Genomic DNA, 23837 nt, shown 5'->3' with positions numbered 1-23837 from the left:
GGTTCGCCTGGCGTCTTGAATCGGACAGGTGAATAAGCGTTAAATGGTATCCAAATTCACACGGACGTTTCCGACCTCAGATGCCCGAAATTACTGCTCCTCCTCGCGAAATCGTCCACGGTAGCCGCGCCGATACCGATGAGCTCTTTCCGATTCGCGAAGTCTCCAGATTGACAGGCATCAACCCGGTCACCTTGCGTGCCTGGGAGCGGCGTTATGGCCTGATCCAGCCCACGCGCACCGAAAGCGGGCATCGCCTCTACTCCAAAGCCGATATTGAGACCGTCAATCGTATTCTTGACTGGATCGAGCGCGGCGTTGCCGTCAGCAAGGTGGGCAAGATTCTCGCCCGTGACGAACAGCAGGCCGAGCAAATTCGCAGCGAAGGCGACGGGGGCGAAGAGGGTGAATGGGCACAGTGGCAAGCACTGTTGCGGCAGGCCATCAGCGCCTTTGACGACCGTCAACTGGAGCGGCTGTACGGCCAGATTGTGGCTACCTACCCTCTCAACGTGGCGTTCCAGGGCATTGTGATGCCGCTATGGAGCGAGTTGTTACGCCATCAGGGGCGTTTTGGTCAGGCCAGTGAATGGCTGTTTTTCGATGCTTTCCTGTGCGCGCACGCCGTGCAGCGTCTGCAACTGGCCTGCGCTTCGTCAGTTCCACGGGTGTTACTGGCAGCCATGCCAGGTGAATGCCGCAAGTTGGAATTGCTGGTGGCAGCGCTGTTGATGAGCCGCGATGACCTGGCAGTGAAAGTGCTGGGCATGGGCCAGCCGTTCGATGAATTGACCCTGGTGTGTGAAAAGACTCGCCCTCAGGCGCTGATCATCTTTTCCAACCATTCACACAACCATGACCTGGCCGGGCGTCTTGACCGCTTGGCGCTGACCCTGGATTGCCCGCTGTTTCTTGCCGGCGCCGCTTCGGACCTGGCCCAGGAAAACCTGGCAGGTTCCTCCGTCGGTTGCCTGGGCAATGAAGGGCGTTTGATGCAGCGCCGCTTGCAGCAGTTTCTGAGCGGTCGCCTGGATACCTGATTTCAGGCGTGTACTTCGGGGTGTATCAAGCGGTGCTGATGCAGGATGAACTGGCGCAGGCGTTCGGTTTCGTCCGCATCGCCCTGACTCAGGCGGTAGGCAAACAGGCCGCGGGCAGTTTCACGCTCCAGCGTGCCACGCAGCGCAATGCGCTCGTAGCCGGAGGGGCTGAACCACAGGGCAAATGTTTTGGGCGGCTTGATCCTGCCCCTGATTTCCACCAGTAGGCCCTTGAATGACACCTCATACACCCACAGAGCGCTCGGGTTGCCTCTGATGTTCTCCAGCGCGATCGGCGTTTCAAGTGCCAGGCGCCACGGGCGAATCATCGGCCCGTCTTCGAAAATGGTAGGCACCCCCAGGCGCAAGTGAACGGCGTGAAACTCGTCCTCCACCAAGTGCAGGGGGAAGGTGAGTTGCTGGTTTTCGAATTGCGCCTGAATGGTCAGGTGATCATGGGCGGCCAGCCGGGTCAGCAAGTCGCGAAGCTGCGCACCACCGTTGACGGTCAGGCTCGACGAAGCGTCCCGCAGGTTGAGCAGCGGGTTGTGCTGCATGCTCTGAATGAAATCCAGCTCATCCTGTGTCAGAAGCGTGTCGCGTTGCATCGCTTGTGCTCAATGGGGGAGTATTAAAACGCCATTATCCCCTCTACCGGCTCCGGTTTCTAAATTTTGTTGGATCCGCTCGTCGTTTTGAGCGCCGCCAGCTCGGCCTTGAGCTGGGCCAGTTCCGCTTCCAGCTGGGCTACACGCTGCTGAGCCTTGACCTGCAAGGAGACGTCCTTTTGTACGCCGACGAAATACGTTTGTTTGTCGGCCGCGTTGTACACCGTTGAAAGCGACAGCTCGTTCCAGAAGTGGCTGCCGTCCTTGCGGTAGTTGCGCAGGATTTCCCGGCAGGCACCCCCCTTCTCCAAGGCATCGCGAATCGCCATCAGGCCGGGTTGGTCACGGTCGCCCGACTGCAGAAAGCGGCAATCCTGATAGAGGATTTCGTCCAGGGTGTAGCCGGTCAGGCGTTCGAAGGCCGGGTTGACGTAGATCAGCGGCTTGTCCTTGCCTTCACGTTCGGCGACGACGATGCCGTCGTTGGAAGCGTTGACGACCATTTGCATCAGCTTGGCGTTAATCATTGAGCGGTCCATGGCTTGTTGTTGGAGCTGGCAGTTTATGACATGCCCTGAATGTTGCACGGCGCACGCCGAAATATTTGCGCCAGCTGCTAATATCCCAGGCTTTCGCTCAACTACAGGATCAGATTGATGAAAGTCGCCATCCTTTCCGGCTCGGTGTACGGCACGGCTGAAGAAGTCGCCCGCCACGCCGCTGACATCCTCACAAAGGCCGGTTTCGATGCCTGGCACAACTCGCGCGCCACCCTGGCGGACGTGCAGGCATTCGCCCCAGAGGCCTTTCTGGCGGTGACGTCCACCACCGGCATGGGCGAGTTGCCCGATAACCTGCAACCTTTGTACTCGGTCATTCGCGACCAGTTGCCCGCCGCCTGGCGCGGCCTGCCCGGCGCAGTGATCGGCCTGGGCGACGCCAGCTACGGCGATACGTTCTGCGGCGGCGGCGAGCAAATGCGTGAGCTGTTCGGCGAGCTGGGCGTGCACGAAGTGCTGCCAATGCTGCGCCTGGACGCCAGTGAAAGCGTCACCCCGGAAACCGACGCCGAGCCATGGCTGGCCGAGTTAGTCACTGCACTGCGCGCTTGACCGGGAATTCGCGCAACAACGCCAGCCAGGCCTGGGCGGCTTTCGCTGGCTGTCCATCACGTTGGGCGCCTGCATCTTCAGTCGCTGGGGTTATCTGCGCCCCGGTGGCTAGCCGCTGTCGCCGCTGATGTTGGCACCTGCATCGCTGCTGGCAGTGGCCGTGCCGATGAGTACCGCCTCTGCCGAGTAAGCCACCAACACCCAATGGCTGATACCCGGCGCATTCACGTTCGCCGGGCCTTTATTGGCGGCGCTTCTCTGACGCGACGTGTACGAATGTCAACTATTCTCTTGGCTGACCCGTTCGGTCATCAAGCTGGCTGCGAAGGCAAGTACTTGTGCCACGACGTCTGACTAGACTGGCCCTTCACCCAAAAAAACAATAAGAAAGTGCGCCAAGGAGGTCGTTGCCGTGAGCCTAGCCCCCGTTCTATCGCCACAGGATGTCAAAGCCCAGGTCAGCGCTGCCGAATGGCAAGCCCGTGTCGACCTCGCTGCCTGCTATCGCCTGGTGGCGATGCATGGCTGGGATGACCTGATCTTCACGCATATCTCGGCCAAGGTGCCGGGCACCGATGATTTCCTGATCAACCCGTACGGGCTGATGTTCCACGAGATCACCGCGTCGAGTCTGGTCAAGGTCGACCAGGCCGGCAACAAGCTGATGGACAGCCCCTACGAAATCAACCCGGCCGGCTACACCATCCACAGCGCGATCCACGAAGTACGCCACGACGTGGTGTGCGTGCTGCACACCCACACCGCCGCCGGTGTCGCGGTGGCGGCGCAGAGGCAAGGCGTGTTGCCGATCAGCCAGCAATCGATATTCGTGCTGTCGAGCCTGGCCTATCACGCCTACGAAGGCGTGGCGCTGAACCACGAGGAAAAAGCCCGCTTGCAGGCCGACCTCGGCGAAAAGAATTTTCTGATGTTGCACAACCACGGCCTGCTGACGTGCGGCAGCACCATCGCCGACACTTTCCTGATGATGTTCACCTTCCAGCGTGCCTGCGATATCCAAGTGCTGGCGCAAAATGGCGGCGCCGAATTGATTGCCATCGAGGCGCCGATTCTTGCCGGTGCCAAGGCGATGATGGCGGCTGTCACAAAGAGCGCCCAAGGTATGGGGGGGGCGCTGGCGTGGCCGGCGCTGTTGCGCAAATTGGACCTCCAAGACCCGGGGTATAAAAGCTGATGCCACTCACCGAGATCCCGCTCAGTGCCTGGCGCAAGCGCAGCCAGAGCTTCGTCTTTCGTGGCCGCACCATTCGCTACTGGGTGGCCGGGCAGGGCGAGCCGCTGCTGTTGATCCATGGCTTTCCCACGGCCAGTTGGGACTGGCATTACCTGTGGCAACCCCTGGCCCAGCGCAACCTGGTGATCGCTTGCGACATGCTCGGGTTTGGCGATTCGGCCAAGCCGTTGGACCACGGCTATTGCCTGCTGGAACAAGCCGACCTGCAACAGGCGCTGCTGGAGCACCTGTGCGTGCAGCAACCGGTACATGTGCTGGCCCACGACTACGGCGACAGCGTCGCCCAGGAATTACTGGCCCGGCATTACGAAGGTCGCTTCCAGATGGCCAGTTGCGTGTTCCTCAACGGCGGGCTCTTCCCCGAAACCCATCGCACGGCGCTGGTGCAGAAACTGCTGCTCAGCCCCGTGGGCTGGATGATCGGCCGCGCTTTTGGGCGCAATGCGTTGTCCGACAGCTTCAGCCAGATATTCGGCCCCGGTACACGCCCGAGTGAAAGCGCCTTGGATGACTTCTGGAGCCTGATCAATTGCAACGAAGGCACGCGCATCCTGCATAAATTGATCGCTTACATCCCTCAGCGCCGTCGTCTGCGCGAGCGTTGGGTGGACGCGATGCAGCGTTGCGAAGTGCCGCTGCGGGTGATTGACGGTGAGGTCGACCCGATTTCCGGCGCGCACATGGTCGAGCGTTACCACCAATTGGTGCCCCATGCCGACACGGTGCTGCTGGCCAATATCGGCCACTACCCGCAGATCGAAGCGCCGGTGCAGGTGCTCAAGCATTACCAGGCTTTTCGCGACCGGATCGTGCTCGCGGCACCGCGTGCGGCCTATTCCTGAGCGCCGGCCGCCCCTATAGGAGCGAGGCGGGCGGCTAGCCCTGCAGTGGGGGTGGCAATCATCCCCCTGCCTTATCGCGCACCATTCAGCCCTGGCCGTATTTATTGTGACCCAAGCCCTCGTGCCTGACACTCGGCCCATTCCCATTGTCGCCATTGGAGTTCGGTATGAGTGAGTCAGTGCAGTTCCAGGATAAGGTCGTGATCGTCACCGGTGCCGGCGGCGGGTTGGGCCGGGCCCATGCGCTGCTGTTTGCCAAACACGGGGCCAAGGTACTGGTCAATGATTTGGGCGGTTCGACCCAGGGCGAGGGCGCCAATGCGTCGGCCGCCGACCGTGTGGTGGCTGAGATCCGCGAGGCGGGCGGCATTGCCGAGGCCAACCATGATTCCGTCACCGACGGCGACAAAATCGTACAGAACGCCCTGGATGTTTTCGGCCGTATCGACGTCGTGGTCAACAACGCAGGCATCCTGCGCGATAAAACCTTCCACAAGATGGACGACAGCGACTGGGACCTGGTTTACCGCGTGCATGTCGAAGGCGCCTACAAAGTCACCCGCGCCGCCTGGCCTCATCTGCGAGAGCAAAGTTACGGTCGGGTGATTTTTACTGCGTCCACCTCGGGTATCTACGGCAACTTCGGCCAGTCCAACTACGGCATGGCCAAGCTTGGTCTGTATGGCCTGACCCGCACCCTGGCGCTGGAAGGGCGCAAGAACAACATCCTGGTCAACGCCATCGCCCCCACCGGCGGCACGCGCATGACTGAAGGGCTGATCCCGCCGCAGGTGTTCGAGCGCCTCAAGCCGGAGCTGGTCAGCCCGCTGGTGGTGTACCTGGGCAGCGAGGCCTGCCAGGAAACTTCCGGGTTGTTTGAAGTGGGCGGCGGCTGGATCGGCAAGACGCGCTGGGAGCGCAGCCTGGGTGTGGGCTTTGACCCCGAAGCCGGTTTTTCACCGGACGACGTGGCCGCGCACTGGCAGCAGATTTGTGACTTCGAAGGCGCTGCTCACCCCAAGGACACTATCGAAGCGTTGAAGGAGATGATGGCCAATTTGCAGAAGTTCAGCCTCTGATCGTTGTTTGAATACCAATGAATACTAGGGGGCGCTGAGGGCGCCCTGTTTTATTTCGGGCAAAAAAAAGCCGCTGCAAACGCAGCGGCTGAAGTAAGACGTTGGATCAAGGAGCGATAAATCAACGTCAGTGAACGCGGTTAAAAAATTGATACCAGTGATCAATTTATTCAAATCTGGCTTTTCTCCCGGGAGGTGGAAGAGGGCGGTTTGCCCTGAAAGCCAGGCAAGAATAGTCGCTTGTAACGGAATGAGTAATACCGGATCAGGACAAGGACTGTTACCAAACCGGCAACAGTCTTACGGCAATGATCGTTCCCACGCTCTGCGTGGTAACGCCCTCCGGGGACGCTCCGCGTTCCGCCAGGCGCGCACGACTCGGGCCCTGTGTACGTTGTGACGCGGAGCGTCACGGGCTGTATTCCCACGCGGAGCGTGGGAACAATCAGTCGCCCTGATAACGCTCTATCCAGCCGATCCATGGCTTCTCGCAAACCCCGGCCGGAGCGCCCGTTAATCCTTTCGAGCGACAGCACGAATACCTCCTTGGTGCGCTTATCGCTCCTGATGGGCGGCAGTAGGGTGGGGCCTTCTGTCACTCACCGGGGAAGACGCATGACAAAAACAACAATGCGCGCCATCTTCACGCCACAGGCGCTGGCCGCTGCGGTTGCGTTGGGTTGCTGTGCCCAGGCACAGGCTGTTTCATTCAACATTGGCGAGATCGAAGGGCAATTCGATTCCTCGCTGTCGGTCGGTGCCAGTTGGGGCATGCGCGACGCCGATAAAAAGCTGGTGGGCATTCCCAACGGCGGTACGGGGCAGGCGTCGACCGGGGATGACGGGCGGCAGAACTTCAAGAAGGGCGAAACTTTCTCCAAGATCTTCAAGGGGCTGCATGACCTGGAGCTCAAGTACGGCGACACCGGTGTGTTTGTGCGCGGTAAGTACTGGTACGACTTCGAGCTCAAGGACGAAGACCGCGAGTTCAAGCAGATCAGCGACCACAACCGCAAGGAAGGCGCCAAGTCCAGCGGGGCGCAGATCCTCGATGCCTTCGTCTATCACAACTATTCCCTGGGCGACCTGCCGGGCACCGTGCGTGCCGGTAAGCAGGTGGTCAGTTGGGGCGAAAGTACCTTCATCGGCAACTCGATTAACAGCATCAACCCCATCGACGTGTCCGCCTTCCGCCGCCCTGGCGCCGAGATCAAGGAAGGGCTGATTCCGGTCAACATGCTGTTCGCCTCCCAGACCCTCACCAACCAATTGACCGTGGAAGGGTTCTACCAGTTGGAATGGGACCAGACCGTGCTCGACAACTGCGGCACCTTCTTTGGTGGCGACGTGGCGGCGGACGGTTGCACCAACAACTACACGGTGGGCAGCCCGGCGATCCGGCCGTTGCAACCGGTGGCGGCCGCCTTTGGCCAGGGCTTTGGCGTGACCAATGAGGGCGTGATCGTGCGCCGTGCCGGTGACCGCGATGCGCGCGATTCCGGCCAGTTCGGCGCGGCCTTGCGCTGGCTGGGCGACGACACCGAGTACGGCCTGTACTTCATGAACTACCACAGCCGCACCCCGACCGTGGGCACGATTACCGCCAACACCAATCTGGCCACCATTGGCCGCATCATCAACGCAGCCAACGCCATCGCACCCGGCACCGGGGCGGGCCTGGCCCAGAGCACGATGCTCGGCCGTGGCCAGTATTACCTGGAGTACCCGGAAGACATCCGCCTGTTCGGCGCCAGCTTCTCCACCACCTTGCCCACCGGCACGGCGTGGACCGGGGAAATCAGCTACCGCCCGAATGCACCGGTGCAACTCAACACCACCGACCTGACCCTGGCGCTGGTCAACCCGATTGCCGGCAATGCTGCCTCGCCGATCCGCAGTTCGTTTGGCGCCGACAACACGGGCTATCGCCGCAAGGAGATCACCCAGATCCAAAGCACCATGACGCAATTCTTCGACCAGGTGCTGGGCGCCGAGCGCCTGACGCTGGTGGGTGAAGCGGCCATCGTCCACGTCGCCGGGCTGGAAGCGAAAACCAAGCTGCGTTACGGCCGCGACTCGGTCTACGGGCAGTACGGTTTCCAGGGCGACACCGACGGCTTCGTCACGTCCACTTCCTGGGGCTACCGCGCGCGGGCGATCCTTGATTACAACAACGTGATCGCCGGGATCAACCTCAAACCCAACCTGTCCTGGTCCCATGACGTCAACGGCTACGGCCCCAACGGCCTGTTCAACCAGGGCGCCAAGGCCATCAGCGTTGGCGTCGATGCGGACTACCGCAACACCTACACCGCCAGCCTGAGCTACACCGACTTTTTTGGCGGCGACTACAACACCCTGACCGACCGTGACTTCCTCGCCCTCAGCTTCGGCGTGAACTTCTGATTTGGCTAAAAGAAGGACAACACTCTATGCGTAAGATAATTGCGGTGATGGCTCTCAGCCTGCTGGCCGCCCACGTGATGGCGGCAGTGTCGCCGGAAGAAGCCGCCAAACTCGGCACCAGCCTGACCCCGGTCGGCGCCGAAAAAGCCGGCAACGCCGACGGTTCGATCCCGGCCTGGACCGGTGGTATCCCGAAAAACGCCGGCGCGGTGGACAGCAAAGGCTTCCTCGCCGACCCGTTCGCCAATGAAAAACCGCTGTTTGTGATCACCGCCGCGACGGTCGACAAGTACAAGGACAAACTCTCCGACGGCCAGGTGGCGATGTTCAAGCGCTACCCCGAGACCTACAAGATCCCGGTGTACCCGAGCCACCGCACCGTTAACCTGCCGCCGGACATCTACGAGTCGATCAAGCGCAGCGCGCTGAACGTCAAGGCGATCAACGACGGCAACGGCCTGGAGAATTTCACCGGCAACCGTTACTACGCGTTCCCGATTCCGAAGAATGGCGTCGAGGTGCTGTGGAACCACATCACCCGTTACCACGGCGGCAACCTGCGCCGCATCATCATCCAGGCCACCCCGCAGACCAACGGCAGCTACACAGCGATCCGCTTCGAAGAAGAAGTGGCGGTGCCGCAAGCCATCCCCGATATCGACCCGGCCAAGGCGGCCAACGTGCTGAGCTTTTTCAAGCAATCGGTGACGGCCCCGGCGCGCCTGGCGGGCAACGTGCTGCTGGTGCACGAAACCCTCGACCAGGTGAAGGAACCACGCCTGGCCTGGATCTACAACGCCGGCCAGCGCCGAGTGCGGCGTGCGCCGCAAGTGTCGTATGACGGCCCTGGCACCGCGTCCGATGGCCTGCGCACCACCGACAACTTCGACATGTTCTCCGGCGCCCCCGACCGTTACGACTGGAAGCTGGTGGGCAAGAAAGAGATGTACATCCCCTACAACAGCTACAAGCTCGATTCGCCATCGCTCAAGTACGACGACATCATCAAGGCCGGGCACATCAACCAGGACCTGACCCGTTATGAGCTGCACCGGGTGTGGGAAGTGGTTGGCACCGTCAAGCCGAGCGAACGGCACATCTATGCCAAGCGTCACATGTACATCGACGAAGACAGCTGGCAGGTCGCGCTGGTGGATCACTACGACGGCCGCGGCCAACTGTGGAGGGTCGCCGAAGGGCATGCGCAGTTCTACTACGACCATCAGGTGCCGGCGTATACCGTGGAAACCCTTTACGACATCATTGCCGGGCGCTACATCGCGCTGGGTATGAAGAACGAGGAGAAGAGTAGCTTCGTGTTCGGTTTTGCGGCGAAGGCGGCGGATTACACACCCGCGGCATTGAGGGCCTCGGGCGTTCGGTAGCACTGTCTTGTGTAGCAGCAAGCTTCCTGTGGCGAGGGAGCTTGCTCCCGTTGGGCTGCGAAGCGGCCCTAAGAATCTGGGAGCGCTTCTCACTCCAGCGGGAGCAAGCGCCCTCGCCACATTGGGTTCTATGCATGGTCATTAATCACCCCGCTGAATACTTCTTCAACAATCGCCGACCACAGGACTAGGGTAGGCGTCAGGTTGCATAACAATAAAAAAGCAGGATGCAGCAATGACCGCCATGACCCGCTGCCTGGACCGTCCTGGATTCATGCCACGGCTGTCCGCCCACCATCTGTTGCGCCCACGCCTGGCTGCGCCGTTGCTGGCGGCGCAGGTGCGGGTCAAGCTGCTCTGCGCGCCGGGTGGCAGCGGCAAAAGCGCGTTGCTCGCCGAATGCGCGTTGCAGGCGCCGGCGGGCTGCCTGGTCTATTGGCTGCCACTGAATGGCGTCGCCCTCAGCCCCCTCGATTTCTGCCAGCGCCTGGCGCAAAACCTTGGCCTGCCGTTTACCGATGAAGCCGCGCTGCTGCAGGACCTGAGCCGTTGGCAGGTGTCGGCCTGGCTGTTTCTCGATGATTTTTGCCGCTTTCCTGCGCCCCAACTGGACGCCTTGCTCGACCGCTTGCTCACCGCCAGCAGCCCCGCGCTGATCTGGTGGCTAGGTGCGCGGCGGCGGCCGGCGTGCAATTGGCCACGGCTGCTGCTCGATGACGAGTTGTTGGAATGCAGCGGTGCCGAGTTGGCGTTCAACGTGGATGAAGTCCAGGCTCTGCTCAGCCATGCATCCGGGCACAGCGTCGAGCGTGTCATGCAGTTCAGCGCTGGTTGGTGCGCCGGTGTGCGCATCTACCTGCTGGGTGACGGCCACCCCGACAAGACCTTGCTCGACTACCTGCAACACGAGTTGTTCAGCACCTTGCCCGCCGAACTGGCTGAGGCCTGGCTGGTACTGGCGCATTTGCCGCGTTTCAACCCGAGCTTGTGCGAGCACCTGTTCGGCTTTGGCGACGGTGATCAATACCTGCGGGATTTGCAGGTGCTTGGCGCATTTATCCAGCCCTGGGAAGATGCCACCGACTGGCTGCAAGTGTTCCCGCCGCTGGCGCACTTGCTGCGTGATGAACCCTGGCCGGCCAAACGCTCCTGGCATCGCCGCGCCTGCCAATGGTTCACCACCGAACAAGACTGGCAAGCTGCCTTCGAACAGGCGCTGCTGGCTGAAGAATACGAAGTGGCGGTCAGCCTGTTGCAGCACTTCAGTTTTGAAGACCTGTTCCGCCAGCAGAATGCCGTGCTGCTGTTGCGCCTGCATGAGCAGCATGGCGATGAGCTGATGCTCGGCTCGGCGCAACTGGTGGGCCTGGTGACGGCCGCGTTGCTGTTTGCCGGGCGCTTCGACCAGGCGGCGTTGTGCATCGATCAACTGGCGCGGTTTGCGCCACAACCGACGGCGGCGGCGCAGCGTTACCTGCTGGCGCGCTGGCAGGCGCAATGGGGGTGGCTGTTGCACTTGGGGGGCGAGGCCGAACGCTCCCGTGAGCATTTCCTCGAAGCGCTGCAAGCCTTGCCGGACAGCGCGTGGACGTCGCGCTTGATGTGCTTGTCGGGGCTGACACAACAAGCCTTGCTGCGCGGTGAACTGGACGTGGCCCAGGCCCTGAACCGCGACGCGCTGTGCCTGGCTCGCGCCCACGGTTCGCTGCTGTTGGAGGCCTTGCTCGAACTCGATCACGCGCAGTTGCTGGAGCAGCGTGGCGCGCCATATCGGGCGCAGAGCCTGCTGGAAAATGTGCAGGCGATGCTGCTCCAGCAACGTCTCAAGGCTGGGCCGTTGGTGGGACGCATCGCCCTGCGGCGCGGGCATCTGGCATTGCGCCAAGGGCACGACGCGCTGGCGGCCGAGTGTTTCGAAGCGGGGTTGACGATGTGCCTGCACAGCCAGGACAAGCGCGTGCTCTACGGCTATCTCGGCCTGGCGCTGCTGGCCGCCAACCGGGGCGATTACGCCGAGGCCTTTATCCAGCTACGTGATGCCGAGCGGTTGATGCAGCAGCGCCAGGTGCCGGAAACGGTGTACCGCGCGGTGCTGCTGTTGGTCAGCGGGCACTTCTGGTTGCAGCAGGGCCGCGCTGACTTGACGGCGCAAGCGGTGCGCCGCGTGCTGCGCCACTTCCGTGGTCCGGGCGCCAAGCAGGCACCGCCGGCCACGCTGGAGTTGATCCCGCGCCTTGAATATTTGCTGGTGTTGGCGGAAGTGAAGCTGGGCTGTGCCGATCAACCCCTGGCGCGGCTGAATGCATTGCTGGAGACCACCCGGCAACGCGGCATGTTGTGCCTGGAAACCGAATTGCTGCTGGTGCTTGGGGAAGTGGCCTGGCAACTGGGCGACCAGGCCCTGGCCCGTCGTACGCTGCAAACCGGGCTGGAACTGGCGGGACGCTGCCAGGTGCAGCAGGCGATCCGCGAGTTGCGTCTGCGCTCACCTGGCTTGTTGAGCGCGCTGGGCCTGGAACCGCAGGCCTCACCGACAGGCGCGGTGGAAAACCCCCTGAGCCAGCGCGAACTCGAAGTGCTGCAGTTGATCGCCCTGGGTAACTCCAACCTGGAAATCGCCGATCGGCTGTTTATCTCCCTGCACACCGTCAAGACCCACGCGCGGCGCATTCACAGCAAGCTGGGCGTGGAGCGGCGCACCCAGGCGGTGGCCAAGGCCAAGACATTGGGGCTGATGGGCTGTTGATGGGTTAGGCGGCGCAGAATGCCTGGCGGTAATCCCCTGGCGTCGCGCCCATGGCCTGGCGGAAACGATGGGTGAAGTGGCTCGCGCTGGAGAAACCGCACAGCAAGGCAATCTCGCCCAATGGCAGGCTGCCGCTGCGCAGCAAGGTTTGTGCTCGCGTCAGGCGCCGGGCCAACAGGTACTGATGGGGCGGCAGGCCGAAGCTTTGGCGGAACATCCGCGCGAAGTGATATTCGGACAGGGCGCACATGCCGGCGAGTTGCCCGAGGCTGATGGGGTCTTCCAGGTGCTGGTCGACGTACTCCACCAATAACCGCCGCTGGTACGCCGCCAGCCCGCCTTTCAAACGCAACCCGTCGCGCGCCCCCACTTGGCTGAGCAGGGTGTGGCTGAGCATTTCGTGGGCCAGGCTGCTGGTCAGCAAGCGTTCGGCGGGCTCGTGCCAGTTGAGGGCTATCAACTGGTGAAAGCGCCGGGCCTGGCGGGCGTCTTCGAGGAAGGTGCTTTCGCGCAGCTCCAGCGCGCGCGGTTCGCGGTCGAGGAGGGTGATGCAACCGAGGGCAAACTGCTCCGGGCTGAAATACACATGGGCCAGGCGAATTTCGCCGTTGATCACCCAGGCCGACTGGTGCTCGGCAGGCAGGATGCACAGCTTGTCGGGGCCGCCCTTGGTGCCCGGCTGGTCACGACGAAACGTGCCGGTGCCGCCGCCGACGTAGCACGACAACGTGTGGTGGCTGGGTGCCTGGTAATCCTGGGAATCGTGATGGTTGCTCCACAAGGCTGCAGACAAGCCGTCACCGAGCTCGGCGCAGGCTTCGAGGCGTGCGTTGGGCGAGCGGTTGAGCGCTTGGAAGACTTGCAGGGATTCGAGGTCTGACATGGTGGGTACTCTCCGACGCCTTGCATCCTACCTCGCGCGCTGGGCGCTGTGATCCCGTCACCCGACAAAAGCGCAAGAATGTGCAAGAGCCTTGTGGGGGTTGAAGGCGACACTGAGGCTCAACCACCGGAGCCCGTCATGAACCTTTCCCTGTATTTACTCACCGTGCTGATCTGGGGCACCACCTGGATCGCTCTCAAGTGGCAGTTGGGCGTGGTGGCGATTCCTGTGTCGATCGTCTATCGTTTTGGCCTCGCGGCACTGGTGTTGTTTGCGTTGTTGCTGCTCAGCCGCAAGTTGCAGGTGATGAACCGGCGTGGGCATCTGATCTGCGTGGCCCAGGGGTTGTGCCTGTTTTGCGTCAACTTCATGTGCTTCCTGACCGCCAGCCAGTGGATTCCCAGCGGCTTGGTGGCGGTGGTGTTTTCCACGGCGACCTTATGGAACGCCCTTAACGCCCGGGTGTTTTTCGGCCAGCGGGTGGCGCGCAATGTGTTGATGGGCGGCGGCCTCGGTTTGCTCGGTTTGGGCTTGTTGTTCTGGCCGGAGGTGGCGGGGCATACCGCCAGCCCGGAGACGTTGCTGGGCCTGGGTTTGGCGTTACTCGGGACGATGTGTTTCTCGGCGGGCAATATGCTCTCGAGCCTGCAGCAGAAGGCTGGGCTCAGGCCGTTGACCACCAATGCCTGGGGCATGGCGTATGGCGCGTTGATGCTGGCGACCTATTGCGCAGTGCGCGGTATTCCGTTCGACATGGACTGGAGCCCGCGGTACATCGGTGCGTTGTGGTACCTGGTGATCCCGGGTTCGGTGATCGGGTTTACCGCCTACCTGACGCTTGTCGGCCGCATGGGGCCGGAGCGCGCGGCGTATTGCACAGTGCTGTTTCCGGTGGTGGCGTTGAATGTGTCAGCGTTTGCGGAGGGGTATCAGTGGACTGCGCCGGCGTTAGCGGGGTTGGTGTTGGTGATGTTGGGGAATGTGTTGGTGTTTCGTAAGCCCAAGCTGCTTAACCCGGTCTTTGAGGCAAAACAGATTTAATGTGGGAGGGGGCTTGCTCCCGATGGCGGCGGGTCAGTTAATACATGTGTCGACTGACTCACTATCGGGAGCAAGCCCCCTCCCACATTTGATTGGGGTTATTTGAGGGCGAGGCGTTTGGCCATGCGGCTGAGGTTGGCGCGGTCCAGGCCGAGTTCGCGGGCGGCGCTGGCCCAGTTGTGCTGGTGGCGCTCCAGGCAGGCGCTGATGACCTGGCGCTGGTAGTGCTCGGTGGCCTGGCGCAGGTCGCCGGTGACGACGGCGGCCGTTTCGGCCTGCGCTTCGATCACCGGCGCGCTGACATCAGGCAAGTCCAGGTCCTGGGCGCTCAAGCTCAAAATCTTCGGACGCTCGCGACAGTTACCCAGTGCTTTCAGCGCGCTGCGTCCGATCAAATGTTCCAGCTCACGCACATTGCCTGGCCAGTTATAGGCCAGCAGCGCCGCCTGGGCATCGCTGGTCAGGCGCAGGCTGCCCAGGCCCATGCGCGAACGGTTCTGTTCCAGAAAGAACCCTGCCAATAACAGCACATCGCGCCCGCGCTCACGCAGCGCCGGCACTTGCAGCGGGTACACGCTCAGGCGGTGGTAGAAGTCGGCACGGTAGCGGCCATTACGTACCTCTTCGGCCAGGTCGCGGTTGGTGGCGGCGATCAGGCGCACGTCTACCTGATGCTCCTTGTCCGAGCCCAGCCGCTGCAACTGACCACTTTGCAACACGCGCAGCAGCTTGGCCTGCACGGTCAGCGACAGCTCACCCACTTCATCCAGAAACAACGTACCGCCATTGGCCAGCTCGAACTTGCCCCGGCGCTCGTTCAGCGCGCCGGTAAAGGCGCCGCGCACATGGCCGAACAGTTCGCTTTCCACCAGCGTTTCGGGGAGGGCGGCGCAGTTGAGGCTGATCAGTGGTTTGTCCGCTCGCGGCGACGCGGCGTGGATCGCCTGGGCCACCAGCTCCTTGCCCACCCCGGTTTCGCCGGTGATTAGCACCGTCAGGTCGCTGCCGCCCACCAGGTTGATCTCTTCCACCAGGCGCTTGTGGGTCTTGCTCTGGCCGATCATCTCCTTGTGCTGTTGGCCGCTGGCCTGGCGGTAGATCTCGGCGCGCTGGTGCTCGTCTTCAGCGCGCAAGGCCAGGCGTTCGATACGTTCGGCCACGTTGACCGTGGCGGCGGCGAGGCTGGCGAAGGCTTGCAGCGCATCCAGCTCAACCCGCTCGAAGCGCTCGGTATCGAGGGCATCAAGGGTCAGCAGGCCCCAGGGTCGGTCGTCGACGAACAGCGGGCAGCCCATGCAATCGTGCACTTCCAGGTGCCCGTGCAGGCCATCCACCAGGCCGTCGTAGGGGTCGGGCAATTCGCTGTCGCTGTCAAAACGCGTTGGGCCGGGGCTGCTGAGCAGCACCGCAAAACGTGGGTGCTCACTGACCTTGAAGCGCCGGCCCAGGGTGTCGGCGCTCAAGCCGTCCACCGCCAACGGCACCAGCGACTCACCGTCCAGGCGCAACAGCGCGGCGGCATCGCATGGTAGCAGGGCGCGCATGGCCTGCAGCAGGCGGCGATAACGCTCGCCTTCGGGCAGCTCGCGGGACAGGTCGGCGACCAGGGGCAGCAGGGTAGTGAGCAGCGATTGCGCAGTCATAATGACTCCTTGTAGTCCTTATGACTATAAGTCGTAGGAAGTCATACTGACTACAGTTTATTTAACTAATTGAAAATTAACGATTTATAAGTTGGCACGAATACTGAGTAAGCCAGGGTAATCATTAAAGAAGCCCAGGAGGCTCCCATGCTGAGTGCCCAAGACCGTGCCATCGTCAAATCCACCGTGCCCCTGCTGGAAAGCGGCGGTGAAGCGCTGATCACCCATTTCTACCGCATGATGCTGTCCGAATACCCCGAAGTCCGCCCACTGTTCAACCAGGCTCACCAGGCCAGTGGTGACCAGCCGCGCGCCTTGGCCAATGGCGTGCTGATGTACGCGCGGCATATCGACCAGTTGGACCAACTGGGCGACCTGGTGGCGAAGATCATCAACAAGCACGTGGCGTTGCAGATTCTGCCGGAGCACTACCCGATCGTCGGCACCTGCCTGCTGCGGGCGATTTCCGAAGTGCTGGGCAGCGAGATTGCCACGCCGGAGGTGATGAGTGCGTGGGGCGCGGCCTATGGCCAGCTTGCCGATATCCTTATCGGCGCTGAAGCCACTGTCTACGAACAGAAGGCCCAGGCGCCGGGCGGCTGGCGCGGTGCGCGGCCGTTCACGCTGGTGAAGCGCGTGGAGGAGAGCGCCGAGATCATCTCCTTCTATTTTGCCCCGGTGGATAAAGGCGCGATTCTCGCCGCCGCGCCCGGCCAATACATCGGCATGAAGCTGCTGCTGGATGGCGAAGAAGTGCGCCGCAACTATTCCCTGTCGGCCCTGAGCGATGCCGGCGAATACCGCATCAGCGTCAAGCGCGAAGCCGGCGGCCGGGTGTCCAACTACCTGCATGACCAGTTGCACGTCGGTGCGACCCTCGACCTGTTCCCGCCGTCGGGCGAGTTCACCCTGGCGGCCAGCGACAAACCGCTGGTGCTGATCAGTGGTGGGGTGGGCATCACGCCAACCCTGCCGATGCTCGAAGCGGCATTGGCCACCGAGCGCCCGGTGCACTTTATTCACTGCGCCCGTAACGGCGGGGTGCACGCGTTCCGTGACTGGGTCGACGGCTTGGCGGCCCAGCATCCGCAACTCAAGCGCTTCTACTGCTACGCCGAAGACGACGGCGTAAGCCCGGCGGCGGATACAGTCGGCCTGCTCAGCCAGGAACAACTGGCCGCGTGGTTGCCTGAGCAGCGTGACCTGGATGCTTACTTCCTTGGTCCTAAAGGCTTCATGGCCGCCATCAAGCGCCACCTGAAGGCCCTGGGCGTGCCCGAGAAACAAAGCCGCTACGAATTCTTTGGCCCGGCAGCAGCCCTGGAATAGTTTCGCGGGTACAACACAGTTCAAACTGTGGGAGGGGGCTTGCTCCCGATGACGGTGTGCCAGTCAGCATATAAGTGACTGACACACTGCTATCGGGAGCAAGCCCCCTCCCACATTTAGTTCTGCATTCCTCCCGATTAATCCGCAGTTAACCCCCCTCTGTTTAAACCGTCCCCTGTGTGTAAACTTGCCGCCATCAGGCGCAACCATAATTCAGGCAAAGGGATACGGGGATGAGTGACGAAATTCGGTTAGGCCGGGAGCGGCGCTTTCTGGTGTTGCTGGGCATCATCTGCCTGGCGCTGATCGGCGGAGCGCTGTACATGCAAGTGGTGCTCGGCGAGGCGCCGTGCCCGCTGTGCATCCTGCAACGTTATGCCCTGCTGTTGATCGCGGTGTTCGCCTTCATCGGCGCGGCCATGCGCACCAAAGGCGCGGTAACGCTGTTTGAAGGGTTGGTGACCCTCAGTGCCCTCGGGGGCGTGGCTGCGGCCGGCCATCATGTGTACACCCAGTTTTTTCCTCAGGTCAGCTGCGGCATTGATGTGCTGCAGCCGATCGTCGATGACCTGCCGCTGGCCAAGGTGTTTCCGCTGGGCTTCCAGGTCGACGGCTTCTGCAGCACCCCGTACCCGCCGATCCTCGGCCTGTCCCTGGCGCAGTGGGCACTGGTGGCATTCGTGCTGACGGTGATCCTGGTGCCGCTGGGCATCTACCGAAATCGCCAACGCAAGGCCTGAGCCTATGACTGAAACGCCCCGGTCCTTTGGAAAGAAGGCCGGGGCGTTTTTGTGTGTAGGGTTTTGTGAAGAGACCGTGACGCCGGACAATTTTGACGGTGCGCAGTGTGCGACATGTTGTCACACAGAAGCTGTCGCAGGACGTTTCTGACGCGCCGATTGGTCCTTTAAATTTGCGCAATCCGCTCAATTTGTGCTGTCAGTTCGTGGTTTGGGCTACGCCACGAAGGTCGCGCGGTTCGAGGCTTTGCGTGATGTCTGAATGCCTTGTTTTATGGGGACTTGGATGCGTTTTCCATGCCCTTACGGGCTGTAAGGGATGGGAGATCCTGACTAATAACACGGTAATTTTTGTGGTTTTTGTTGAGAATCCAACGCGATAAGATCGCGAACCTTTGCAATATTGGTGAAGGATTATTGCTGGAATCGATAAAAATTATTTCTTTATAAGACATGGTTTATACATCGCTAGCTAACTACAATCGCCCGCACTGAATGTCCGGTGCTGTTCAATATTTGAGCATTGGAGCGGTCGAGGGGCAGATGGATGGCTCTGTGCGACCCCAGGTTCCGGCAGCCTTTCAACTTTCCGCACCAAATGGAATTGGTCTGTAACAAGGCCTTTAACCACGAAATCGAATAAGAACTCACCGCAGGTCCGTGAAACGTCTCTTTATGGCGTGTCGGGCAGGCTCTTATTCAATCGAAGAGAAATGCCAACCCTTGGCAGGGTGAAGTGTTGGCGATCAAAACCCAACTGCATTGCGCAAGCTGCTTTAGAGGTCGTGAGATGAGTAAAAACAGGTACCCCCGATTACTAGGCTTTTTGCCGCTGCTTGGCATGATGTTAATGCTGGGAGGCTGCAAGTGGACCTTGATGGACCCAAAAGGACAGGTCGGTCTGGATCAACGAAACCTGATCATCACCGCCACCCTGCTGATGCTGCTGGTCGTGGTCCCTGTGATCATCATGACCTTCGCGTTCGCCTGGAAATACCGCGCGTCCAACACCAGCGCGACCTACGCGCCGAAGTGGTCGCACTCCACCAAGATCGAAATCGCGGTGTGGCTGGTACCGGTCCTCATCATCATCGCCCTGGGTTACATCACCTATAAGTCGACCCACGAGCTGGACCCTTACCGTCCGCTGGAATCCGACGTCAAGCCGATCAACATCGAAGTGGTCGCGCTGGACTGGAAGTGGCTGTTCATCTACCCGGACCTGGGTATCGCCACCGTTAACCAGATTCGGTTCCCTGAGAACACCCCGCTTAACTTCAGGATCACCTCCGACGCCGTGATGAATTCGTTCTTCATCCCAGCACTGGGCGGCCAGATCTACGCGATGGCAGGCATGCAGACCCGACTGCACCTGATCGCGAATGAAAAAGCTGAAATGGAAGGCATCTCCGCAAACTACAGCGGCGCTGGCTTCACCGGCATGAAATTCAAAGCGATCTCGACGAGCCAGGAAGATTTCAACGCCTGGGTAGCCGAAGTCAAGGCCGCACCTAAACAGCTTGATCAAGCTGAATACGACGCCCTGACCAAACCAAGCCAGAACAACCCAGTCGCCCTGTACTCCACGTATGAGCCGAACCTGTTTCAGAAAATCGTCGACAAGTACGAAGGTATGAAGCCAGGCAAACCGGTCAAGCACGAGAAGAAAGAAGTGGCCGCGGTTGAAGGTTCTGACACGGGCTCGCATTCAACTGCTGGGGCAGAGGAGTAAACGATGTTTGGTAAATTAAGTTGGGATGCGGTCCCGTTCCACGAGCCGATCGTGATGGTGACCATCGCCATGATCGCGCTGGGTGGTCTGGCACTGTTTGCGGCAATCACTTACTTCAAGAAGTGGACCTACCTGTGGACCGAGTGGCTGACTTCGGTCGACCACAAGAAAATCGGTGTCATGTACATCATCGTTGCCATGGTCATGCTGCTGCGTGGTTTTGCCGACGCCATCATGATGCGTACCCAGTTGGCCATGGCCACCGAGGGTTCGCCTGGCTACCTGCCGCCTGAACACTATGACCAGATCTTCACCGCCCACGGTGTGATCATGATCATCTTCATGGCGATGCCTTTCTTCACCGGCCTGATGAACCTTGCCTTGCCGCTGCAGATCGGTGCGCGTGACGTTGCCTACCCGTTCCTGAACTCCCTGAGCTTCTGGCTGCTGATGTCCGGCGTTGTGCTGGTCAACCTGTCCCTGGGCGTCGGCGAATTCGCCAAGACCGGCTGGGTTGCCTATCCGCCGCTGTCGGGCCTGGCCTACAGCCCTGGCGTAGGTGTGGACTACTACATCTGGGCGCTACAGTTATCAGGACTCGGGACGACGCTGACGGGGGTCAACTTCCTGGCCACCGTCCTGAAAATGCGCGCCCCTGGCATGAAACTGATGGACATGCCGATCTTCACCTGGACCTGCACCTGGGCCAACGTCCTGATCGTGGCTTCGTTCCCGATCCTGGCCGCTACCATGGCGCTGCTGTCGCTTGACCGTTACCTGGATTTCCACATTTTCACCAATGAACTTGGTGGCAATCCAATGATGTACGTGAACCTGTTCTGGGCATGGGGTCACCCTGAGGTGTACATCCTGATCCTGCCAGCGTTCGGTATCTTCTCTGAAGTGATCTCGACCTTTACCGGCAAGCGCCTGTTCGGTCACCACTCGATGGTCTACGCCTCCGGCGCGATCTCCGTACTGGGCTTCATGGTTTGGCTGCACCACTTCTTCACCATGGGTTCGGGGGCAAGCGTCAACGCCTTCTTCGGCCTGGCGACGATGCTGATTTCCATCCCTACGGGGGTGAAGCTATTCAACTGGCTATTCACCATCTACCACGGCCGTCTGCGCATGACGAGCCAGGTTCTTTGGACCCTGGGCTTCATGGTGACCTTCGCCATCGGCGGCATGACCGGCGTACTGCTGGCCATCCCGGGTGCTGACTTCGTATTGCACAACAGCCTGTTCGTGATCGCTCACTTCCACAACGTGATCATCGGTGGTGCGGTATTCGGTTACATCGCTGGTTTCAGCTTCTACTTCCCGAAAGCGTTCGGCTTCAAGCTGCACGAAGGTTGGGGCAAGGCTGCATTCTGGTTCTGGATCTCGGGCTTCTTCGTCGCATTCATGCCGCTCTATGCACTGGGCTTCATGGGCATGACCCGTCGTCTGAACGCTACTACCAACCCTGAGTGGGTGCCTTACCTGTACGTCGCCATGTTTGGTGCGCTGATGATCGCTGCGGGCATCGCCTGCCAACTGATCCAGCTGTACGTCAGCATCCGTGACCGTAAGCAGAACGCTTGCGACTCCGGCGATCCATGGAATGGCCACACCCTGGAATGGTCGACTTCGTCGCCGCCACCGTTCTACAACTTCGCCGTGATCCCTACCGCGAACACTATCGATGCGTTCACCGAAGCCAAGGAAGACGGTACTGCGTACCAGAAACCTGCGCATTACGAACCGATCCACATGCCAAACAACACCGCCACTGGCGTGGTGATGGGTGCGCTGTTGACCGTGTTCGGTTTCGCGATGATCTGGCACATCTGGTGGCTGGCAATCGTTGGCCTGGTGGGCACCATCGGCTACTTCGTGATCCATGCTGCACGTGATGATCAAGGCTACATGGTGCCGGTCGAAACGATCGAACGCATCGAAGCCGAGCAACACGCTCGTCTGGTCGCCGAGAAGAAAATCCCGGCCAACCGTGTAGAAACCTCGTTGGAACAGGCTTAAACCATGTCGAACTTAGTGACCAATGCTGGACACGCCCATGTCGATGACCATGGGCACGATGACCATCACCACGACTCGGGCCCGATAACCGTCTTCGGTTTCTGGCTCTACCTGATGACCGACTGCATCTTGTTTGCGTCGATCTTCGCGGTGTACGCGGTACTGGTAAACAACGTAGCGGGTGGCCCGTCGGGCCACGACATCTTCGAACTGCCTTACGTGCTCGGCGAAACCGCCTTGCTGTTGTTCAGTTCGATCACCTACGGCTTCGCCATGTTGGCCTTCTACAGGGGCAACAAGAAGGGCGTCCTGACCTGGTTGGGCCTGACCTTCCTGTTCGGCCTGGGCTTCATCGGCATGGAGATCAACGAGTTCCACCTGCTGATCTCCGAAGGCTACGGCCCTAGCCGTTCCGGCTTCCTGTCGGCGTTCTTCACGCTGGTAGGCACGCACGGTCTGCACGTTTCGGCCGGCCTGATCTGGATGGCGGTGATGATGTATCAGGTCAATAAACACGGCCTGACCAACACCAACAAGACTCGCCTGAGCTGCCTGAGCCTGTTCTGGCACTTCCTGGACGTGGTCTGGATCTGCGTATTCACCGTTGTCTACTTGATGGGGACCCTGTAATGGCTAATGCACACTCCCATGACCATGACAGCCATGATGAAAGCCACGGCAGCGTTAAGTCTTACGCTATCGGCTTCATCCTGTCGGTCATCCTGACGCTCATCCCGTTTGGTCTGGTGATGTACCCGACCCTGCCAAAGTCCATCACGTTGATGATCGTTCTGGCATTCGCGGTGATCCAGGTTCTGGTTCACCTGGTGTACTTCCTGCACCTGGATCGCTCCAAAGAGCAGCGCGATAACGTGATTGCGTTTGTGTTCGCAGGCTTAGTGATCCTGCTGCTGGTTGGCCTGTCGATATGGATCATGTTCAGCATCCATACGTTCATGATGGCGAAGTGAGGTAAGACCCGATGTCGCTTAAGCACTTTATCCAAATCACCAAACCGGGGATCATTTTCGGTAACGTGCTTTCTGTGGCAGGCGGCTTCTTCCTGGCCTCCAAGGGACATGTCGATCTGGCCATCTTCCTGGCAGCGATGATCGGCACTTCCCTTGTTGTGGCATCCGGTTGCGTGTTCAACAACTGCATCGACCGTGACATCGACATCAAGATGGAGCGCACCAAGAATCGCGTGCTGGTCCAGGGCCTTATCTCCCTGAAGCTGGCACTGATCTTCGCGACCGTCCTGGGTGTTGCCGGTGTGGCGTTGTTGTACACGGTGGCCAACCCGTTGGCGGCGCTGTTTGCCGTGATCGGTTTTGTCATTTACGTCGGCCTCTACAGCCTGTACCTCAAGCGCAAGTCGGTTCACGGCACGCTGGTGGGCAGCTTGTCGGGGGCGATGCCGCCGGTGATTGGTTATGTGGCTGTGACCAATAGCTTCGACATGGCCGCGCTGGTGCTGCTGGTGATGTTCAGCCTGTGGCAGATGCCGCATTCCTATGCCATCGCGATCTTCCGTTTCAACGACTACCTGGCTGCGTCGATTCCGGTTCTGCCGGTCAAGCGTGGCATCCAGGTGGCCAAGAAACACATCCTGCTCTACATCCTGGCCTTCCTCGTGGCGACCTTGATGCTGACCTTCAGTGGCTACGCCGGCATGAGCTACCTCGCCGTCGCCGCCGCCATGGGCATGTACTGGTTGTACATGGCCTGGACCGGCTACAAGGCGGTGGACGACACCGTCTGGGCGCGCAAGCTGTTCGTGTTCTCGATCTTCACCATCACCGCGCTCAGCGTGATGATGTCCCTGGATTTCCAAGTGCCGAAAGAGCTGTTGTTGACCTACGCTCACTGAGTGGTTTGAAGCAGTGAAAAAGCCCCGCCTTCGAGAGAAGCGCGGGGCTTTTTCTTGGGCGGCGGATTAAATTCCGCGACACCTTTCTCGTCATACCCCTCTGT

General features: G+C 60.6%; 20 protein-coding genes and 1 pseudogene. 16 read left to right on the top strand and 5 right to left on the bottom strand.

Translation table 11 applies throughout. The features are described 5' to 3' along the window. Positions 1–80 precede the first annotated feature (80 nt). On the top strand, positions 81–1040 hold the full coding sequence (locus ACR52_RS08265) for a MerR family transcriptional regulator (RefSeq protein WP_048722887.1): 960 nt from the start codon (positions 81–83) through the stop codon (positions 1038–1040). Positions 1041–1042: 2 nt separating this feature from the next. Here ACR52_RS08265 and ACR52_RS08260 read toward each other — a convergent pair whose 3' ends face one another. Together ACR52_RS08260 and ACR52_RS08255 are read right to left on the bottom strand one after the other, a co-directional pair. Beyond that, entirely contained in the window at positions 1043–1648 is a 606-nt protein-coding gene (locus tag ACR52_RS08260; RefSeq protein WP_048722886.1) for a hypothetical protein, read from the bottom strand. A 59-nt stretch (positions 1649–1707) separates the two neighbouring features. Continuing rightward, the gene (locus ACR52_RS08255) at positions 1708–2175 is read right to left on the bottom strand and encodes a PAS domain-containing protein (protein WP_048722884.1); all 468 of its coding nucleotides are present in this window, start codon (positions 2173–2175) and stop codon (positions 1708–1710) included. Between the two features lie 129 nt (positions 2176–2304). On the opposite strand from ACR52_RS08255, the gene ACR52_RS08250 reads away from it, so the two are divergent. The 7 genes from ACR52_RS08250 (at position 2305) to ACR52_RS08220 (ending at position 12473) form a co-directional block, all read left to right on the top strand. Continuing rightward, positions 2305–2760, top strand: coding sequence for a flavodoxin (locus tag ACR52_RS08250; RefSeq protein WP_048722883.1), 456 nt, complete (start codon positions 2305–2307; stop codon positions 2758–2760). Positions 2761–3172: 412 nt separating this feature from the next. Beyond that, positions 3173–3955 carry a class II aldolase/adducin family protein gene (locus ACR52_RS08245; RefSeq protein ID WP_048722882.1) on the top strand — a complete coding sequence of 261 codons (783 nt, stop codon included), beginning with the start codon at positions 3173–3175 and terminating at the stop codon, positions 3953–3955. After that, on the top strand, positions 3955–4857 hold the full coding sequence (locus tag ACR52_RS08240) for an alpha/beta fold hydrolase (protein ID WP_048722880.1): 903 nt from the start codon (positions 3955–3957) through the stop codon (positions 4855–4857). The genes ACR52_RS08245 and ACR52_RS08240 overlap by 1 nt, the downstream gene beginning before the upstream one ends. A 167-nt stretch (positions 4858–5024) precedes the next feature. Next, positions 5025–5936 (top strand): SDR family oxidoreductase, encoded by a 912-nt coding sequence (locus ACR52_RS08235; RefSeq protein WP_048722879.1) that lies wholly within the window; start codon positions 5025–5027, stop codon positions 5934–5936. 615 nt (positions 5937–6551) lie between these two features. After that, the gene (locus tag ACR52_RS08230; RefSeq protein WP_048722877.1) at positions 6552–8342 is read left to right on the top strand and encodes a DUF1302 domain-containing protein; all 1791 of its coding nucleotides are present in this window, start codon (positions 6552–6554) and stop codon (positions 8340–8342) included. Between the two features lie 26 nt (positions 8343–8368). Then, positions 8369–9727: a DUF1329 domain-containing protein gene (locus ACR52_RS08225; protein WP_048722876.1), complete on the top strand. Its 1359-nt coding sequence runs from the start codon at positions 8369–8371 to the stop codon at positions 9725–9727. 235 nt (positions 9728–9962) lie between these two features. Next, on the top strand, positions 9963–12473 hold the full coding sequence (locus ACR52_RS08220; RefSeq protein WP_048722874.1) for a LuxR C-terminal-related transcriptional regulator: 2511 nt from the start codon (positions 9963–9965) through the stop codon (positions 12471–12473). 4 nt (positions 12474–12477) lie between these two features. On the opposite strand, the gene ACR52_RS08215 is transcribed toward ACR52_RS08220, so the two are convergent. After that, positions 12478–13356: a helix-turn-helix domain-containing protein gene (locus ACR52_RS08215; protein ID WP_048722872.1), complete on the bottom strand. Its 879-nt coding sequence runs from the start codon at positions 13354–13356 to the stop codon at positions 12478–12480. A 138-nt stretch (positions 13357–13494) separates the two neighbouring features. Here ACR52_RS08215 and ACR52_RS08210 point away from each other — a divergent pair, with 138 nt between their 5' ends. Next, complete coding sequence (locus ACR52_RS08210) at positions 13495–14397, top strand: DMT family transporter (protein ID WP_048722870.1); 903 nt, start codon at positions 13495–13497, stop codon at positions 14395–14397. Between the two features lie 98 nt (positions 14398–14495). Here the strand turns inward: ACR52_RS08210 and norR are convergent, their stop codons facing one another. Further along, positions 14496–16040, bottom strand: a complete 1545-nt coding sequence (gene norR / locus ACR52_RS08205) for a nitric oxide reductase transcriptional regulator NorR (RefSeq protein ID WP_048722868.1) — start codon at positions 16038–16040, stop codon at positions 14496–14498. Positions 16041–16187: 147 nt separating this feature from the next. Here norR and hmpA point away from each other — a divergent pair, with 147 nt between their 5' ends. Next, positions 16188–17369, top strand: coding sequence for an NO-inducible flavohemoprotein (gene hmpA, locus ACR52_RS08200; protein WP_048722866.1), 1182 nt, complete (start codon positions 16188–16190; stop codon positions 17367–17369). A 233-nt stretch (positions 17370–17602) separates the two neighbouring features. Beyond that, the gene (locus ACR52_RS08195) at positions 17603–18109 is read left to right on the top strand and encodes a disulfide bond formation protein B (protein WP_048722864.1); all 507 of its coding nucleotides are present in this window, start codon (positions 17603–17605) and stop codon (positions 18107–18109) included. 472 nt (positions 18110–18581) lie between these two features. Here ACR52_RS08195 and ACR52_RS31570 read toward each other — a convergent pair. Then, a pseudogene (locus ACR52_RS31570) lies at positions 18582–18872 on the bottom strand (hypothetical protein). 27 nt (positions 18873–18899) lie between these two features. Here ACR52_RS31570 and cyoA point away from each other — a divergent pair. The 5 genes from cyoA to cyoE are packed head-to-tail and all read left to right on the top strand — an operon-like array spanning position 18900 to position 23733. Then, entirely contained in the window at positions 18900–19841 is a 942-nt protein-coding gene (cyoA, locus tag ACR52_RS08190) for a ubiquinol oxidase subunit II (protein ID WP_048722863.1), read from the top strand. 3 nt (positions 19842–19844) lie between these two features. Beyond that, entirely contained in the window at positions 19845–21863 is a 2019-nt protein-coding gene (gene cyoB / locus ACR52_RS08185) for a cytochrome o ubiquinol oxidase subunit I (protein ID WP_048722861.1), read from the top strand. Positions 21864–21866: 3 nt separating this feature from the next. Beyond that, positions 21867–22493: a cytochrome o ubiquinol oxidase subunit III gene (locus ACR52_RS08180; protein WP_048722860.1), complete on the top strand. Its 627-nt coding sequence runs from the start codon at positions 21867–21869 to the stop codon at positions 22491–22493. Continuing rightward, a complete protein-coding gene (gene cyoD, locus ACR52_RS08175; protein WP_048722858.1) occupies positions 22493–22834 on the top strand; it encodes a cytochrome o ubiquinol oxidase subunit IV in 342 nt (113 codons plus the stop codon). The genes ACR52_RS08180 and cyoD overlap by 1 nt, the downstream gene beginning before the upstream one ends. 11 nt (positions 22835–22845) lie before the next feature. Then, on the top strand, positions 22846–23733 hold the full coding sequence (gene cyoE, locus ACR52_RS08170; protein ID WP_029300217.1) for a heme o synthase: 888 nt from the start codon (positions 22846–22848) through the stop codon (positions 23731–23733). The last annotated feature ends 104 nt before the right edge of the window (positions 23734–23837 follow it).

The organism is Pseudomonas fildesensis, assembly GCF_001050345.1.
GTDB lineage: Bacteria > Pseudomonadota > Gammaproteobacteria > Pseudomonadales > Pseudomonadaceae > Aquipseudomonas > Aquipseudomonas fildesensis.
This window is presented reverse-complemented; position numbering and strand designations above follow the sequence as displayed.